Origin of the sequence: Candidatus Dorea massiliensis AP6 (genome assembly GCF_964245105.1) — a bacterium.
Taxonomy (GTDB): Bacteria; Bacillota; Clostridia; order Lachnospirales; family Lachnospiraceae; genus Laedolimicola; species Laedolimicola intestinihominis.
On record NZ_CAXTKW010000020.1, the window covers coordinates 1 to 16,623 of the forward strand.

Annotated in this window: 16 protein-coding genes; 2 read left to right on the forward strand and 14 right to left on the reverse strand. The window is 50.9% G+C overall.

Annotation, left to right across the window (positions count from 1 at the left end; all coding sequences use genetic code 11):
• On the forward strand, positions 1-266 hold a 266-nt coding region (locus tag ACESZP_RS16385), incomplete at its 5' end, for a hypothetical protein (protein ID WP_499709767.1).
• Between the two features lie 121 nt (positions 267-387).
• Here the strand turns inward: ACESZP_RS16385 and ACESZP_RS16390 are convergent.
• From ACESZP_RS16390 to ACESZP_RS16400, 3 genes are all read right to left on the reverse strand, one after another.
• Positions 388-1,110 (reverse strand): amino acid ABC transporter ATP-binding protein, encoded by a 723-nt coding sequence (locus ACESZP_RS16390; RefSeq protein WP_440322448.1) that lies wholly within the window; start codon positions 1,108-1,110, stop codon positions 388-390.
• On the reverse strand, positions 1,097-1,819 hold the full coding sequence (locus ACESZP_RS16395) for an ABC transporter permease subunit (protein WP_178040053.1): 723 nt from the start codon (positions 1,817-1,819) through the stop codon (positions 1,097-1,099). Before ACESZP_RS16395 ends, ACESZP_RS16390 begins: the two co-directional genes overlap by 14 nt.
• A gap of 188 nt (positions 1,820-2,007) precedes the next feature.
• Entirely contained in the window at positions 2,008-2,838 is an 831-nt protein-coding gene (locus tag ACESZP_RS16400; RefSeq protein WP_178040054.1) for an ABC transporter substrate-binding protein, read from the reverse strand.
• Between the two features lie 391 nt (positions 2,839-3,229).
• On the opposite strand from ACESZP_RS16400, the gene ACESZP_RS16405 reads away from it, so the two are divergent.
• The gene (locus tag ACESZP_RS16405) at positions 3,230-4,054 is read left to right on the forward strand and encodes an undecaprenyl-diphosphate phosphatase (protein WP_499709769.1); all 825 of its coding nucleotides are present in this window, start codon (positions 3,230-3,232) and stop codon (positions 4,052-4,054) included.
• A gap of 123 nt (positions 4,055-4,177) precedes the next feature.
• Here ACESZP_RS16405 and ACESZP_RS16410 read toward each other — a convergent pair whose 3' ends face one another.
• The 11 genes from ACESZP_RS16410 to ACESZP_RS16460 form a co-directional block, all read right to left on the reverse strand.
• Complete coding sequence (locus ACESZP_RS16410) at positions 4,178-5,464, reverse strand: aspartate aminotransferase type Ic (RefSeq protein WP_178040056.1); 1,287 nt, start codon at positions 5,462-5,464, stop codon at positions 4,178-4,180.
• Positions 5,465-5,545: 81 nt separating this feature from the next.
• Positions 5,546-6,151: an HD domain-containing protein gene (locus ACESZP_RS16415; protein WP_178040057.1), complete on the reverse strand. Its 606-nt coding sequence runs from the start codon at positions 6,149-6,151 to the stop codon at positions 5,546-5,548.
• A gap of 30 nt (positions 6,152-6,181) precedes the next feature.
• On the reverse strand, positions 6,182-7,480 hold the full coding sequence (locus tag ACESZP_RS16420; RefSeq protein ID WP_499709771.1) for a homoserine dehydrogenase: 1,299 nt from the start codon (positions 7,478-7,480) through the stop codon (positions 6,182-6,184).
• Positions 7,481-7,675: 195 nt separating this feature from the next.
• On the reverse strand, positions 7,676-8,458 hold the full coding sequence (locus ACESZP_RS16425) for a TIGR03915 family putative DNA repair protein (RefSeq protein ID WP_499709772.1): 783 nt from the start codon (positions 8,456-8,458) through the stop codon (positions 7,676-7,678).
• A gap of 49 nt (positions 8,459-8,507) precedes the next feature.
• Positions 8,508-9,932, reverse strand: a complete 1,425-nt coding sequence (locus tag ACESZP_RS16430; protein ID WP_499709773.1) for a putative DNA modification/repair radical SAM protein — start codon at positions 9,930-9,932, stop codon at positions 8,508-8,510.
• Between the two features lie 299 nt (positions 9,933-10,231).
• Positions 10,232-11,647 (reverse strand): amidohydrolase, encoded by a 1,416-nt coding sequence (locus tag ACESZP_RS16435; RefSeq protein ID WP_499709775.1) that lies wholly within the window; start codon positions 11,645-11,647, stop codon positions 10,232-10,234.
• A gap of 14 nt (positions 11,648-11,661) precedes the next feature.
• Positions 11,662-12,492 carry a P-loop NTPase gene (locus tag ACESZP_RS16440; RefSeq protein ID WP_178040059.1) on the reverse strand — a complete coding sequence of 277 codons (831 nt, stop codon included), beginning with the start codon at positions 12,490-12,492 and terminating at the stop codon, positions 11,662-11,664.
• 105 nt (positions 12,493-12,597) lie between these two features.
• Positions 12,598-14,040 carry a TrkH family potassium uptake protein gene (locus ACESZP_RS16445; RefSeq protein WP_499709777.1) on the reverse strand — a complete coding sequence of 481 codons (1,443 nt, stop codon included), beginning with the start codon at positions 14,038-14,040 and terminating at the stop codon, positions 12,598-12,600.
• A gap of 12 nt (positions 14,041-14,052) precedes the next feature.
• Positions 14,053-15,411, reverse strand: a complete 1,359-nt coding sequence (trkA, locus tag ACESZP_RS16450) for a Trk system potassium transporter TrkA (protein WP_499709779.1) — start codon at positions 15,409-15,411, stop codon at positions 14,053-14,055.
• Positions 15,412-15,426: 15 nt separating this feature from the next.
• Positions 15,427-15,882, reverse strand: a complete 456-nt coding sequence (locus tag ACESZP_RS16455) for a DUF1653 domain-containing protein (RefSeq protein ID WP_178040062.1) — start codon at positions 15,880-15,882, stop codon at positions 15,427-15,429.
• A 231-nt stretch (positions 15,883-16,113) separates the two neighbouring features.
• Complete coding sequence (locus ACESZP_RS16460; protein WP_178040063.1) at positions 16,114-16,566, reverse strand: Lrp/AsnC ligand binding domain-containing protein; 453 nt, start codon at positions 16,564-16,566, stop codon at positions 16,114-16,116.
• Positions 16,567-16,623: the final 57 nt, after the last annotated feature.

Below are 16,623 nucleotides of genomic sequence, written 5' to 3' on the forward strand. Positions count from 1 at the left end.
AGGATACATATAGAGTGGCAAGGCATACCGCCAAGTCGCATAAAATAAGGAAAGTTGAGATTTTAGTTATACAAATTTTAATTTTTTTGATTTTCATTTATCCTCAAACGACCAAAATCGGCATCAAAAAAGGGCTTCTCATTTCTGAGAAACCCGCTAAGTTCGAGGGAGTGGGGGCTTCCTCCCGGAAGTCCCCGAGTGTTATGAATGAAATACTGATATGTGTTCTTGCTACAAGTAATAATATAGCAGGAAATTGTGACTAAGATATGTCCATCCTCTAAAAAATGTATAAAGTCGATTAAGAAATTCTTACGAAAGAATGATGAAAATAAAAAGACCGCCCCGGCCCTTCTCTACGGCGCGGATAGCGGTCTTTTGCGTGTTTTACAATACTTTCGATAAGAAATCCTGCAGTCTCGGATCCTGCGGATGCTCAAAGAAGTCCTTGGGGTTATTCTCCTCTTTGATGTAGCCGCCGTCCATAAAGACTACGCGGGTAGCCACCTCGCGGGCAAAGCCCATCTCGTGGGTCACGACCACCATGGTCATGCCGTCGTCTGCCAGCTTCTTCATCAGCTCCAGAACCTCACCTACCATCTCCGGATCCAGGGCAGATGTGGGCTCGTCAAAAAGCATCACTTCCGGGTCCATGGCCAGGGAACGCACAATAGCGATTCTCTGCTTCTGACCGCCGGAAAGCTGGGATGGATAGGAATCTGCTTTTTCCTCCAGATTTACCAGCTTCAAAAGGCGCATGGCTTCCGCCTCTGCCTCCGCTTTGGTCTTCAGCTTCAGCTGTACCGGAGCCAACATGATATTTTCCTTTACGGTCAGGTTCGCGAACAGGTTGAAATGCTGGAATACCATACCCATCCGACGACGGATCTTATTGACATCCACACCCGGAGCCGTGATCTCCTGTCCGTCAAAAGTAATGGTTCCGTCGGTGGGCTGCTCCAGAAGATTCAGGCAGCGTAAAAATGTGGATTTACCGGAACCGGAGGGTCCTACGATAACGACTTTCTCGCCCGGTGTAATATGCATATTGATATTTTTGATAACATGATTGTCGCCAAATGATTTGGCCAGATCCTTAACGTAAATCACTCTGTCTCATTCTCCTTTCCAGTTTACCCATCAGCCAGGACAGCCCCAGTACCATCACCAGATACATGGCCGCGATGGCAAAGAACGGCACGAAAGCCTGATAGGTCTTGGACTGAATAATCAGAGCGCCCTTGGTCAGGTCACGAAGTCCGATAACGGTTACGACGGATGTCTCTTTCAAAAGGGTAATCAGCTCATTGCCCAGAGCAGGCAGTACGTTTTTGAATGCCTGGGGAATAATGACGCAGCGCATGGTAGTCGCATAGGTCAGACCGACAGAACGGCCTGCCTCCATCTGTCCTTTGTCGATGGACATAATTCCGGAACGAATAATCTCTGCCACATAGGCTCCGGAGTTGATACCAAAAGCCAGAATTGCGCAGCGAATCATATTGCCGTCGGTAGCGCGGGCGCTGGCCCATACGACAAACCACATAATCAAAAGTTGTACCATCATGGGCGTTCCACGGATGACAGTCAGATAAATCTGGCAAATCAGATTGGCGATCCGCAGAAAAATATTTTTCTTGCGCTCGGGCTGCTGATCGTGGGCGGAACGGATAATCGCTATGATAACGCCAAGAATCACTCCCAGGATCAGGGCAAATACCGTTACAATCAATGTGGTCTGGATACCCTTGATAAAATACTGGTAGTTGTCATCCAGGATGAATGTCTGGTAAAGACCCTTTTTTAAGTCTTCGAACATATGCTTACTCTCCTCTATACGTATTTCTTATATTTTATAACGTAGAAATATAAAAAGCAATTTGATTTTCTGTTTTCATTGCTTCTTATATTTCTACGCTACGAATATTTCGCAAAAATACGGAGGTGTCCGGTTTCCTGAACACCTCCGTCGTGCTCTCAGACGTTCTCGCGTCTGCTTTTTACTGCTTACTCAGCTTTGATGTACTTGTCCAGAATGCTCTGGATGGTTCCATCGTCCTTCAGCTCCTGAAGTGCTTTGTTCAGTGCTGCGGTCAGTGCCGGGTTGTCCTTGGAAACTGCTGCTGCGTAATCCTCAACTACGTACTCAGTATCCAGAATCTTCAGTCCCTCATTGGCTGCTACGAACTCTTTTGCCGGCTGCTGGTCGATAACCACACAGTCCACCTTGTCCTGAAGCAGAGCCTGTACAGCAGTTGCGCCGTTAGTGTATGCGATGACATGATCCTCGCCATAATCATCAGAGCAGTACAGATGTCCGGTAGTTCCTTCCTGAACGCCGATGATCTTGTCATTTGCCAGATCATCTACGGTTGTGACATCCGAGCCATCTTTTACGATGATGACCTGTACACCTGTGGAATAAGAATCTGTGAAGTCTACATTCTGCTTTCTCTCCTCGGTAACAGTCATGCCTGCCAGGGAGATATCAATCTTGCCAGCCTGGATAGCGGTAATCAGGGAAGCGAAATCCATATCCAGAATCTCAAGCTTCAGTCCCAGCTTGTCTGCCAGTGCCTGCGCGATCTCTGCGTCGATACCTACGATCTGGTCCCCCTCTTTGTACTCGTACGGCGGGAATGCCGCGTTGGTTCCCATGGTCAGAACTCCATCCGCTACGGTGGTGAACTCTCCGTCTGCCGCTTCTGTGGTTTCTGTGGTCTCTGTGGTTGCAGCCGCTGTTGTATCTGCTGCTGTCTCATCTGCTTTCTTTCCTCCGCAGGCTGCCAGTGATACGCACATCATGCCTGCCAGTAATACTGCTACTAACTTTTTCATAATTTTTTCCTCCCAACCTTGAAATGATATTCCATTACGTTTCAGGTTAAAACCTGTTTCCTATTATAGCGCCATTTTAGAAAATTGCAATACCCAAATTGCATAATTTTTAATACTTTATGCATTTTATAGTAATTTTATGCATAATTATGCTTATATACACGTATATTCCATGTTTTTATTCATATAAGACCCCTTTATCGTTTCGCTTTTTTCTTTTTTCGCCCATTATTTCGACCCGTTTTCTATCTTTTTCGTCCAAATTCTTGCCGGAACTTAAAGTCTTTCTTAATTTTCGCTCCTGTCATTGACATAAAAATCCAGTATGCTATACTGAAAACCGAATCTTTCCTCATATATATGTGGAAATTAAAATTAAGGAGTATATACTATGAATGTAATCGAATGGTTGAAGGTTCTTCTTCTTGGCATCGTGGAAGGTATCACGGAATGGCTTCCCATCAGCAGTACCGGACATATGATTCTGGTCAATGAATTTATTCATCTAAATGTCAGCGACGCGTTTATGGAAATGTTTCTGGTCGTCATTCAGCTGGGCGCAATTCTGGCGGTCGTAGTTCTCTATTTCGGCAAGCTGTGGCCCTTTACCATGCCTTCCAAGGGCTGGATCAAGAAAGATACCTGGTCCCTGTGGTTTAAGGTGCTGGTTGCAGTGCTTCCGGCTGCCATCATTGGTCTTCCCTTTGATGATAAGATCGATAAATTATTCTATAATTATCAGACTGTTGCTTTCACGCTGATCCTCTATGGCGTCTTGTTTATTATCATTGAGAATTATAATAAAGGCCGAAAGCCCCGGGTGAAATCTTTTCAACAGCTTTCTTATCCGATGGCTGTTTTTATCGGTGTTTTTCAGGTACTGGCTTTGATTCCGGGTACTTCCCGATCCGGCGCGACGATCCTGGGCGCTACGCTTCTGGGTACTTCCCGGTATATCGCGGCTGAGTTCAGCTTCTTCCTGGCGATTCCGGTAATGTTTGGCGCAAGTCTTTTGAAGCTGGTAAAATTCGGTTTCCATTTTACCGAGACGGAAGCAGCGATTCTGATTGTGGGCATGGTGACGGCGTTTGTGGTTTCGGTGCTGGCGATTAAGTTCTTGATGGGATATATTAAGAAAAATGATTTTAAGGCGTTCGGATATTATCGGATTGTACTGGGAGCGCTGGTGATTGTGTATTTTCTGTTTTTTAATTAATTAACGGACGAAGAGAGAGAAGGGTTCCCCCCTCTCTCTCTTCTGTTTTGTGATGATGGACAAAATCCTGACACCGGGGGCTTCGCCCGGTGCCAGGATTTTTGACTTTGAAATATATCTAATTTATTTCGTCTCGAGAAGCTTTTCTACGCTTACCAGCTTTACACAGAGGACGAACAGATCTGCGGCTGCGGCCAGGTCTTCCGTGGTGGGGAAGGACGGGGCAATACGGATGTTGCTGTCCTTCGGGTCGTTGTGGTACGGGTAGGTGGCGCCTGCACCGGTCATGACAACGCCTGCTTCCTTACACTTGGCCACGATAGCTTTTGCACAGCCTTCCATGGCCTCAAAGGAGATGAAGTAACCGCCGTTGGGGCGTACCCAGGTTCCGATCTCAAGGCCGCCAAGCTCTCTGTCCAGGGTATCCAGTACTGCTTCGAATTTCGGACGGAGAATGACTGCATGCTTACGCATGTGGGCTTTGATTCCGTCGATGTCCTTGAAGAAGCGTACGTGACGCAGCTGATTGAGCTTGTCATGACCGATGGTCTGGATGGTCATCTGCTTCTTGATATCTTTGATATTGTTCTCGGATGTGGCAATGCAGGAGATACCAGAGCCCGGAAAGCTGATCTTGGATGTGGAGCAGAATTCAAATACCATATCCGGGTTGCCTGCCTTGGCGCACTCGCTTAAGATCTCGGGGATCTCATCCTGCCTGTCATCATACAGGTGATGTACGCAGTACGCGTTATCCCAGAAGATACGAAAATCCTCTGCTGCAGGCTTCAGGTTTGCGAAGCGGCGTACGGTTTCATCCGAGTAGGTGATGCCCTGAGGATTGGAGTACTTCGGCACACACCAGATGCCTTTGACTGCCGGGTCGTTGTTGACCAGTTCTTCTACCATATCCATATCCGGTCCGGTTACGGTCATCGGGATGTTGATCATCTCAATTCCGAAGGATTCGGTGATGGCGAAGTGACGATCATACCCCGGTACCGGACACAGAAATTTTACTTTGTCCAGCTTGCACCAGGGAGTATGTCCCAGGATACCATGCATCATGGCTCTCGCTACCGTGTCATACATGATGTTCAGGCTGGCATTGCCATAGACGATGACGTTGTCGGCGGATACGCCTGTCATGCCCGCCAGCAGTTCTTTTGCTTCTTTCAATCCGTCCAGCACACCGTAGTTGCGGCAATCCAGTCCTGTAGCGTCTTTCAGGTCGCTCTGGCTATTCAGCACGTCCAGCATGGGCATGGACAGGTCGAGCTGCTCTGCGCCTGGCTTTCCTCTGGACATATCCAGATGTAAACCTTTTGCCTGGGCTTCTTTATACTTTGTCTCCAACTCTGTTTTCAGCTGCACAAGTTCCTCTTTGGTTAATTCGCGGTACGGTTTCATCTTAATCCTCCTCGTTCACTTATTGCTGCCTGTAGATACTTTTCGCAGTATTCATCATACTACAGATATCTCTGTAGCAGATTATCCTTTTTCGTCTGTTTTGTCAATACTCTTTTCTTCGCCAAATACTTCTGTCACCAGGCGATTGTATTCCTGCCAGGTAGGATGATCCTTCAATTCTTCCAAAGCTTTCGCAATGGAACGGTACATCCAGGCATGCATTTCTTTATTCTTCTCGTTGAAACGCTCCCAGATTTTATCGCCGATGATGCACTGATCCCGATGTATCGCCCGCAGGTTCGAAAGCTTGTCCGCCAGGGCCAGCATCTTGGCGTCCCGGTCGGCTTCGGTCTCCAGGAAGGTGATGGTCTCCTGTTTTCTGGTCTTCCAGGTCAGTGCCGCCGGAAGGGTTCTCCGCTTGTCCTCGCTCTCATTCAGTACCAGCTCGGTAATGCGTCTGCCGAACCGGGCATACAGGTCGTCCTCCGTAGCATCCGTGTCTTCGATGACGTCGTGGAGCACGGCAGCCGCGATAACTTCCTCGTCGTCTGTCATGGCTGATACGATGGCCGCTGCCTCGATGGGATGTACGATATACGGCACGTTAGTGCCCTTTCGCTTAGCTCCTGAATGAGCCTTCGTGGCAAATATAATCGCTTTGTCCAGTAAAGTCAGTGTCTTTTTCATTCCCCGCCTCTGTTCCCTCTCCGCTTTTTCTTATTCGCTCTGCGCATATACGCGAAGAACGGAAGGAATCTCTTTTACAATAGACATCTCGTTCATCACCAGAAGGGCATCCCTGAAATGACGTTCTTCCACCTGATCGGTAATGATAACCAATTCTGCGGTACCCTCGCCGACACTCTTCTGGATTACCTGGGCGATGCTCACATGATTGTTGCCGAACACCGATGCAATAGCAGCCAGTACACCCGGTCTGTCCTCCACTTCCATACGCATGAAGTAGCGGTTTTGCACTTCATCCACCGGCTTAATCCGCAGATTTTTATAGCAGGTACAGTTAATTCTTCCGGTGCTTCCTGCCACGATATCCCGGGCTACCTCGAAGATATCCCCGGCTACCGCGCTGCCTGTAGGAAGCTTTCCTGCTCCGCGTCCCTGGAACATGGCGTCGTCTACGGCATCGCCGTGTACAAAGACCGCGTTAAAGGAATCATTGACGCCGGCCAGCGGATGATCTGCCGGAATCAGCATCGGGTATACCCCCGCCTCAATGCCGGTATCCGTATTACGCGCCACGCCCAGAAGCTTAATAACCATGCCCATCTCCGTGGCATAGGCAATATCTGCCGCCGTAATCTTCGTGATACCCTGTGTATACACATCCGAGAAGGTCACACGGGAATTAAACGCGATAGACGCCATAATCGCCACCTTACGGGCTGCGTCATAGCCTTCAACATCCGCTGTGGGATCCGCCTCCGCGTAACCCAACTCTGTCGCCAGCGCCAGCGCGTCCGCAAATTCCATATGATCCTTCGTCATCTTCGTCAGAATATAATTCGTAGTTCCGTTGACGATACCCATGACCTCAGTCAGGTGATTGGCCGCCAGACACTGCTTCAGCGGACGGATAATCGGAATGCCGCCTGCCACAGCCGCCTCAAACATCAGATCGCAGCCATGCTCTTCCGCCGCGTCCAACACTTCTTTTCCATGCTCCGCCAGCAGATCCTTATTGGCCGTCACCACATGCTTTCCAGCATGAAGTGCCTCCGTAATATAAGTCTTCGCCGGTTCGATACCGCCCATAACCTCGATGACAATCTCTATCTCCGGATCGTCCAGAATCTCCTTCCAGTTGTCGGTAAAAAGACTGCTGTCCATGCCCTCTCTTGGCTTCTTTGTATTGCGGACCAAAATCTTCTTCAGCTCCACCACTGCGCCAAGCTTCTTCGGCATCTCATCCTTCTGCCACTGCAAAATATCATACACGCCGCTTCCGACAGTTCCCGCGCCCAGAAGCGCGGCTTTAATTACCCGTACGTCACTCATTTTCTTTTCTCCTGCCTGTGAAAGTCCTGCTGCCCGCGTTTCTTTTATAATTTAATCTTGATTTTGACCCGGATGCAGGATTTTTATTACTGATTTCTGTATACAGTGTACTATGATTTTTTTACAGTGTCAATTCAGCAGGCGACGCACCGGGCTTATTTTAGGGCCGTATTTTTGTACTTTTTTTCATACTTTTTATCTGTTATTTTCTCCGGCTGTCTGAAATTCATTCATATGTGGCCGGAACCGACAGGGCAGCAGCGTCTGCTGACAGCGGGGATTTCTTCTCTCCTCAATGGCAATGGCCCGGCAAAAAGTCTTCCAGAGCATCTGAAACTCCTCCTCACGCTCTGAACGCCCCGCCAGAAATTCCCGATTCAGTTCCTGATCGTCCGTCAGCACCCACCAGCCTCCGGCCCGGTGAAGCGCCAGAAGCCCCCGTTTCAAATCATGGATAATCCAGTTTTCCTGCCGGAGCCGATCCGCAAAATGGGGCGCAATCAACGGCAGCACCGCATAGGGCGGCTCCATCTGCGCATACAGTACGCCTCCCGATAATTCTTCAAAGCGCAGGAAACCCAACATCCGGTGCGCCTCATGCCAGGCCTTCTGACGAAGCTTCATAACCAGGGATACAGAGCTGTCCTGCAAATAATGCACCGCCTTCGTGCCGTCCGTCATGGAAAGTCCCCGCGCAATCAGCCGGTAGATGGCGTCCGCCTTGTCCGGATGGGGGCAGGCGCAGGCATAACAGATAGCCTCCCCGGCCTCCCCGCCCATCCGACGAAACACTGTCCGCAATACCTTCTCCGCTTTTTCCATATCCGTCTTTACATCCCGGTACTCGCAGAACAGCTCGTAGGTATCCACATCCGCTGTCTTAAGCTTCACCCGGCTGTGCCCCAGACGACTGTCCCAGGCGTCATATACCCCGGTCAGAATCCCGTCCAAACTGTCCTCACATACAAAAATTGTCATACTGATCCTTCTCACCTCAAATCCTGCTGCATCCCATAAGCTTTGCACCTTACGCCTGCAAACGGAATGCATCCGGCTGCGGCACCTGAAAATCATCAAACAACGACAATTGCCGATATGTCACGTCTCCGCTGATACCATAGGGCAGCCGCTCCTTCACATCCAGAATATTACGGGTAATAAAATCCTCCTCAATCCGAATGGGATACATGGTCTTACCACGACAGGTAATAAAATAAAGCGCCCGCTTCAGCACCACACCCATCCGCTTCAGATCCGCGAAATCCACTGTCCCCAGCCGCCTGGCCTTCACAATCCGCAGCGCCGACTTCACCCCGATCCCCGGCACCCGAAGAAGCATCTCATAAGAAGCCCGGTTCACCTCCACTGGGAACGCTTCCAGATGCCGGAGCGCCCAGTCGCACTTGGGATCCAGAAGCACATTAAAATTGGGCCGCTCCTCCGAAAGAAGCTCCCCGGCCTCAAAACCGTAAAACCGCAGCAGCCAGTCCGCCTGATACAGCCGGTGTTCCCGAAGAAGCGGCGGTCCGCCCGGCAAATCCGGCAAAAGACTGTCATCATTTACCCGCACAAAAGCCGAATAAAATACCCGCTTCAAATCAAACTTCCGATACAAAGACTCCGCCACCGATATAATCTGAAAATCATTCTCCGGCGTGGCCCCGATGATCATCTGAGTCGACTGCCCCGCCGGGACAAACGCCGCCCTCCGTCTGCGCCGTTCAGCCAGAACCGCCGTACCGCTGCCCTTCATCTGCTGCAGTCCACAACCGCCGCCCGTGTCACCCACCGCACCACCGCTCTCCCTGCCAAGCAGCCGTTCTCCAAACTCCAGCCGTCCATTCTGAATCTGCCGCATGGGAGTCAGAATCTTCTCCCGGGACTTGGCCGGGGCCAGTGTCCGAAGCCCCTCCGCCGTAGGGAGTTCCAGATTCACACTCATCCGATCCGCCAGAAACCCTGTCTGCTCAATCAAAAGCGGATCCGCCCCCGGAATCGCCTTCACATGAATATATCCGCCGAAGTGATACTCCCGGCGCAGCTTCCACAGGGTTTCATACAAAAGCTCCATCGTATAATCCGGACTCTTTACGATTCCCGAGCTTAAGAAAAGTCCCTCGATGTAATTCCTCCGATAGAATTCCATGGTCAGCTCGCAGACCTCAGCCGGCGTAAACGTAGCCCGCGGCACATCATTGGAGCACCGGTTCAGACAATACCGGCAGTTAAAAATACACTCATTGGTAAATAAAATCTTCAGAAGCGAAATACACCGCCCATCCGCCGCAAAGCTGTGACAGATCCCCGCCTCCATACAATTACCGATTCCCTGTCCGGAATTCCCTCTGGACACCCCGCTGGAAGTACAGGCCACATCATACTTTGCCGCATCCGCCAGAATCCGCAGCTTCTCCATCACAGGCAAATCCGCCCGCCCCTGCACAAACGTCATGGTAAAAACCTCACTTGCATCTTTTGCATTATCGAATATATGTTCGAAACATATGTTTGTTTCACTATATCACATATCTAACCGGGATGCAAGTGCAAGTTTTCCCCAGTAAAAAAAGAGACGCAGCAAACAGCCCCTCTTCGCGACCTTGAAAAACAGGGCCGGGACTATGTTGTTATCCAGTGTACAGCGTTTTAGCGGACACTGTGGGACACCTGCGGACCTCACGTCCGCGGGTGGCACATAGCGTCCGATAAACGATGAACACGGATAACAACATAGCCCCGGCCCGTCCGTTTTCATTGTAGCAACTCAACCGCAATTCCGCAAAAAGCCTTCACCCCATTGACAAGGGCTTCCTCCCGGAAATTAAACCGTTCGTTATGAAGCGTTCCTGTGCAGCAGCTCAGATTCATAAAATAGCAGGACTGTCCGCCATGGCTCTGCACCCGTTCCGACATATAAGAATAATCCTCACTGCCTCCGGCTCCGCCCTTCTTCAGCCGAACCACCGGCAGATGCAAATCCTCCTCACAAACCTTCGCCAGCCGATCCGCCAGCGCATCATCATTGCTTCCATTCATGGCTGCGCCCATCAGCTTCATCTCGCAGGTACAGTCGTGCATTTCGGCTGCGCTGCGGATAATCCGCTCCGCGTACTCCTTCATATAGGTATTGGCCTCCGTGGTCATGCCCCGGACTTCCATCTCCATGTGCGCATGCTCACAGATAATATTCCGTCCGGTTCCCGCAACCACCTTTCCCACATTTACCCGGGTATCTCCCTTACCGCTCCGGGGAATGGCGTGCAGGTTCAATATCGCCGTAGCCATGGCCAGCATAGCGTTTTTCCCTTCTTCCGGAGAAGCCGCCGCATGGGAGCCTTTTCCATAAAATTCCACATCATACTTTACGGTAGCCAGACTCTCGCCGCCGCCGATTCCGATGGCTGCTTCCTTCTGCTCCGGTCCGCCTCCCATATGGGCGCCCAGCACATAATCCACATCGTCCAGATGTCCGTGCTCCACAATGGACTTCGCGCCGCGCACGCCTTCCTCCGCTGGCTGGAAGATAAACTTCACCGTTCCGTGAAGCTGTTCCCGCAGTTCGCAGAGAATTTTGGCGGTTCCCAGTCCTACCGTCATATGACCGTCATGGCCGCAGGCATGCATGACACCCGTATTGCGGGACGCGAACCCCTCTTTTGCCGGGTAGTGCGCCTCTTCCTTGCACTCCAGCACCGGCAGCGCGTCCATATCAAACCGGAATGCCACCGTTGGTCCTTCGCCGCAGCGCAGGATTCCAACCACACCGGTGAATCCACCTTTTGTATCGGGAAGATACGCAAGATCTGTGCCCTCCTGGGCCGCCGCCTCCTCATAATGCCGCTCCAGCGCCTCCTCCGCAGGCAGACCCATCCTGGCTTCATCCAGGCACACATCGCGTCCCACCAGAACCTCGTCACAGCCAACTCTTTTCAAATAAGATGCAATGATAGAGGATGTCCGCATTTCCATCCATCCCAGCTCCGGATAGCGATGAAAATCCCTCCGGATCTTCACCAGCTCCTGTTTCATGGTCTCAGCCTTTCCTGTGATCTTCGTATAAATCTCTCTGCGCTCCATTCTGTTCCCTTTCTCTTTTATCTCCAGATTTTCGGGTATCCAAAAGGATTCGCCGGTCTTTCCCAAGTCCCGGCGAATCCTTTTCCACATTTCTTTTGATTTTCCTATTCAAAATCCACATCCAGATAAGGATTTCTCACCTTATCAAATTCACCCGCATCCGCAGCCTCGGCGAATTCCGGCTTCATGGGAACGCGTCCGATGATCTGCAGCTTCTCCTCACCTGCGATTTCCTCCAGATGGCTCTTGCCGAAGGGATAAAGCTTCTTTCCGCAGTCCGGGCACTCCAGCCAGGAATAATTCTCCACAACGCCCTTTACCGGAATCTTCATCTGGTCTGCCATACTCAGCGCCTTCTTCACGATCAGCTGTACCAGATCCTGCGGAGAGGTCACGACTACAATCTCGCTGACCGGCAGGGACTGGAATACAGTCAGGGGTACATCGCCGGTTCCGGGCGGCATATCCACCAGCAGATAATCCAGATCGCCCCAGATGACGTCGGTCCAAAACTGCTTTACAATATTGGCAATGATGGGGCCTCTCCAGATAACCGGAGTGTCCTCAGTGGGCAGCAGCAGATTCATGGACATGAGCTTAATTCCATTTTTTGTCATTCGCGGCTCAATTCCCATATCGCTCGCTTCCGCAGCGCCATGAACGCCGTACATTCTCGGAATGGACGGTCCTGTAATATCCGCGTCCAGGATACCCACCTGGTAGCCCTTCGCCGCCAGCTCGTTGGCCAGAGAAGCGGTCACCATGGATTTTCCCACGCCGCCCTTGCCACTGACTACGCCGATAACCCGGCGCACACAGCTGTATTCGTTGCACTCTGCCTGCAGGCTTACCGGAGTCTGTTCCTTTGCCTTGCTGGGACATCCCTCGCAACTTGATTTATCGCAGCTTGTATTGCTGCATGATTTTTCAGACATAAAGATACCTTCTTTCCCTTTTACTCATAAGCTTTATTCTAGCACAGAATTTCCGGAAATACCAGCTTCCCGCGCCACTTTCCATTTTCATAGCAACAGATGCTTTTAAAACTTCTTCCGCCAGGTCACCGGCGCCAGCAGCATCATAATCGGCAGAATCTCCAGACGGCCAATCAGCATGTCAAAGCTTAAAACAATCTTCGAGAAGCAGGAAAAGGCTGAAAAATTCTCCACCGGTCCCACCTTTGCCAGGCCCGGTCCTACATTATTGAGCGTAGTCAGAACCGCTGTAAAGTTTGTAGTGAAATCAAAGTTATCTACAGAAACCAGTAATACCGACACACATAAAATCACAAAATAGCAGATCGTATACACATATACGCCGTGTGTTTCTTCATTCGTCAGCCTTTTGCCATCCAGCTTCACCACATTGACCGATTTCGGATGCAGAATCTGCCTTGTCTCCTTCGTAATGGTTCGCCCCAGAATCATGATACGTGATACCTTCATACCGCCGCCCGTACTTCCGGCACAGGCTCCCACTACCATCAGCATCAGCAAAATGGTTTTGGAAAATTCCGGCCACAGATCAAAATTGGCCGTCACAAAGCCGGTGGTCGTGATAACCGATACCACCTGGAAGGCTGCGTAACGGAAAGCGTGCAGCACGCCACCGTACAGATTCATAATATTAATCGTGATCAGCACAATGGCCGCCGCCACGATTCCCAGATAATTCCGCAGCTCCTCATTTTTAAAGAAGCCCTTGACGTTCTTCATGAGCAGCAGAAAATACAGGTTAAAATTAATACCGAACAGCAGCATGAAAACGGTAATGACACCGTCGATATAAGCACTGTTAAAAGCCGCCACGCTGGCGTTCCGGTCGGAAAAGCCTCCGGTTCCGGCTGTACTGAAGGTGTGAATCACTGCCTGGTACAGATTCATGTCGCCTGCCAGCAGGAAAATGACCTCCGCCACAGACAGCCCCAGATACATGGTGTACAGAATCCGCGCCGTGGTACGCGCCTTGGGCACCAGCTTATCGCAGGTGGGTCCCGGTATCTCCGCACGCATCAGGAACATGGAATTCTTATTGCTTAAGGGGAGCACCGCCATGACGAATACCAGCACGCCCATGCCGCCCACCCAGTGGGTCAGGCAGCGCCAGAAATTCATGCACTTGGGCAGCCCCTCAATATCTCTTAAAATCGTGGAGCCCGTGGTCGTAAAGCCCGACACCACCTCAAAGAACGCATCTTCAAACCGGGGGATGCAGCCCGAAAGCAGGAAAGGCAGCGCGCCGAATACCGACCACAGAACCCAGGCCAGTGCCACGATAAGGAACCCCTCCTTGGCGTAAATGGCCGTATTCTCCGGCTTTCGGGAGCCCAGAAACGATACCAGGAGCAGGAGCATCGCAGTCAGCAGGAAGCTGATACCTTCCATTTCCCCATATAAAAATGACACAAAGGCCGGGAAAAGCAGCAGAAAACCTTCTATCAGAAGCATTTTCCCCACGATGTATCTTATCATTCCGTAATTCATAGCTTTCCCCCACTAGCGCATGATGTCCTGCAAATCCTCGAGACCCTGCTCCATGGAAATGACAATGACATTATCGCCCACCTCCAGCGTATCATTTCCGCCGGGTATGATGGTACGGCGGTTCCGTACAATGCAGGCTACCAGATGGTTACTCTTCAGCTTCAGATTCTTCAGCGGAATGCCGGTGTACCTGGTTTTCTCCCGGATCCGGAACTCCAGCGCCTCGATCTTGCCGCCAATCAGCTTATACACTGTCTCCACATTGGCGCTTCCCATGGAATTCCGCATGGCGCGCACATAGCTGGTAATCACGTTGGCCGTAACGTTCTTCGCGGAAACCACGCTCTCCATGCCCAGCTGATCCATCATGCTCTGCAGACCCTCGTCGTTGACCTTGGTGACAATCTTCGGCACATGACGGCTTTTCGCGTACATGGACATGATGATATTTTCCTCATCCATACCGGTCAGGGTTACAAAGGCGTCCGCCTTGGAAATTCCTTCCTCCTCCAGAAGCTCGTGATCGGTGGCATTGCCATGGATAATCGTCGCTTTGGGAAGCAGATCGCAGAGCTCCATGCAGCGCTTCTCGTCCACCTCTATAATCTTGACCTGCATACCAAGCTCCAGAAGCTGGCTGCCCAGATAATAGGCCACCCGACCGCCGCCGCAGATCATGACATTTTTAGCCTTGCTGATGATACCCTTGGTAAGCTTCAGGAACTTCTCAATCTCCGGATGGGAAGCTGTAATGTTAATCTTGTCGCCGGGCTGGGGCACAAAATTACCATCGGGAATATAGACCGCTCCGTCCCGCTGCACCGCACAGACCAGCATTTTGATCTGATGCTTTTTATATAACTCGCTTAAAGAAAGACCCTCGATGGAGCTGTGAGACGGATAGGTCACCTCCACCAGCTCGACCCGACCCTTTACGAAGGTCTCGAGCTTCGCCGCAGACGGGAAGATCAGAACCCGGGATATCTCCCCCGCCAGGGCCCGCTCCGGATTTACCGCCATACTCAGCTTCAGATCCTCCTTCAGCAAATCGATCTGATTATGATAAATCGGATTCCGCACACGGGCGATGGTCTGCCTGGCTCCCAGCTTTCTGGCCAGCAGGCAGCAGAACAGGTTCATCTCGTCTGTGGACGCGCAGGCAATCACCAGATCTGCCCCCGGCACGTCCGCCTGACGCTGAATATCTGCGCTGGCTCCATCGCCCACCACACAGGATACGTCCATCTCATTGACCGCGTCCCTGAGCTTTCGTTCACTTTTGTCAATCAGTGTCACATTGTATTTTTCACCGGACAGCTGCATGGCGAGCTTATGTCCCACTTTTCCGTCCCCGATGATTACAATATCCATTTCTTCCTCTCCCTCTTATCGAAACCGGTCTGTCTCAAAATGCTCCATGGTCTTCAGACAGTTCAGAATCTCCCGGTATTTATCCCGGACAGTACCCTGTCCCAGTGTGATATCCAGAGACACCGCGATGCTCTCCAGAAGCTGCTCGTCCACATAGGCCTCCCACGCCTGAAACAGCTCCAGCTTGTCCCGGTAGCTCTCTGCCTCCAGGAACCGGAGCAACAGCGGATTCATCTGCTGTGGTTCTTCGATTTTCTCAAAGCGCCAGGTCTGCTCTGCGTCCGGATACTTCTCCCTGTCCACTTCGCTTGCAAACTCTTCGTAGGGGCGCACCCAGAATTCTTCCTCCCCGTACAGTGCCTGATACACGACTACCTTCTCTTCCGTATTCGCGTCACGCGCAATGGCCGTCACCTGATACTGGCCGCCTTTAAAATGGCGATAGTACTCGCCTGCTTTGATTTCTCTCACGGCAAATTCCTCTTTCCCTTTTTCTGAATATAGATACCCGTTCTATGAGAATATTCCAACTTTCCCAAAGTGTCAAGTCTTTCAGCATAAAATAGAATCCTGCTCTGCAGGATTCTCCGCCTGCGGCGGGTCGCTTTAGCGACATCATTCCATTCCGCCGCAGTGCGATAATATTTTTTTGGAATAGGGAATTCTATCGGAATTTCCTATTTCACAAAAAACCCGGGGACCTTACAGTTCCCCGGGCAGTACAGATACATCATTTTTAATTGTAGACAGCACATATAAGGTCTTGGTCCAGGCTACACCGGGCATTTCCTTGATATCCTGGTGTATGATTTCCAGGCTCTTGGAAGAGTCTGTCACGATCTTCAGCAGATAATCCACATCTCCCGCGATATAATAGCACTCCGCCACATTGTTATGGGCGTAGGCCGCTTCCGCAAATTCTTTTCCGTATTTGGGGTGTTCCAGACGCACAGAGATAAATACGGTCAGGTCATTGCCCAGCTGCTTCTCGTCCAGCACCACCGTGTACTGCTGAATGACGCCCTTCGCTTCCATTTTCCGAATCCGCTCTATTACCGCCGATACAGACAGGTTGATGGTCTGACTGATGGTTGACGCCGTCTGTCTGGAATTATCCTTCAGACATTTCAAAATGCTTAAATCAATGTTGTCCATACTTCTTCCTCCTCGCCCGGTCCGCTGCCACAAAAATAAGAAAAGACGGCTTGCTCC

Bases quoted from the DNA above. Each gene is read 5' to 3' on its own strand.
- ACESZP_RS16395 (WP_178040053.1), bottom strand. From the start codon at position 1,819: ATGTTCGAAGACTTAAAAAAGGGTCTTTACCAGACATTCATCCTGGAT.
- ACESZP_RS16400 (WP_178040054.1), bottom strand. From the start codon at position 2,838: ATGAAAAAGTTAGTAGCAGTATTACTGGCAGGCATGATGTGCGTATCA.
- ACESZP_RS16405 (WP_499709769.1), top strand. From the start codon at position 3,230: ATGAATGTAATCGAATGGTTGAAGGTTCTTCTTCTTGGCATCGTGGAA.
- ACESZP_RS16410 (WP_178040056.1), bottom strand. From the start codon at position 5,464: ATGAAACCGTACCGCGAATTAACCAAAGAGGAACTTGTGCAGCTGAAA.
- ACESZP_RS16415 (WP_178040057.1), bottom strand. From the start codon at position 6,151: ATGAAAAAGACACTGACTTTACTGGACAAAGCGATTATATTTGCCACG.
- ACESZP_RS16420 (WP_499709771.1), bottom strand. From the start codon at position 7,480: ATGAGTGACGTACGGGTAATTAAAGCCGCGCTTCTGGGCGCGGGAACT.
- ACESZP_RS16425 (WP_499709772.1), bottom strand. From the start codon at position 8,458: ATGACAATTTTTGTATGTGAGGACAGTTTGGACGGGATTCTGACCGGG.
- ACESZP_RS16430 (WP_499709773.1), bottom strand. From the start codon at position 9,932: ATGACGTTTGTGCAGGGGCGGGCGGATTTGCCTGTGATGGAGAAGCTG.
- ACESZP_RS16435 (WP_499709775.1), bottom strand. From the start codon at position 11,647: ATGTGGAAAAGGATTCGCCGGGACTTGGGAAAGACCGGCGAATCCTTT.
- ACESZP_RS16440 (WP_178040059.1), bottom strand. From the start codon at position 12,492: ATGTCTGAAAAATCATGCAGCAATACAAGCTGCGATAAATCAAGTTGC.
- ACESZP_RS16445 (WP_499709777.1), bottom strand. From the start codon at position 14,040: ATGAATTACGGAATGATAAGATACATCGTGGGGAAAATGCTTCTGATA.
- trkA (WP_499709779.1), bottom strand. From the start codon at position 15,411: ATGGATATTGTAATCATCGGGGACGGAAAAGTGGGACATAAGCTCGCC.
- ACESZP_RS16460 (WP_178040063.1), bottom strand. From the start codon at position 16,566: ATGGACAACATTGATTTAAGCATTTTGAAATGTCTGAAGGATAATTCC.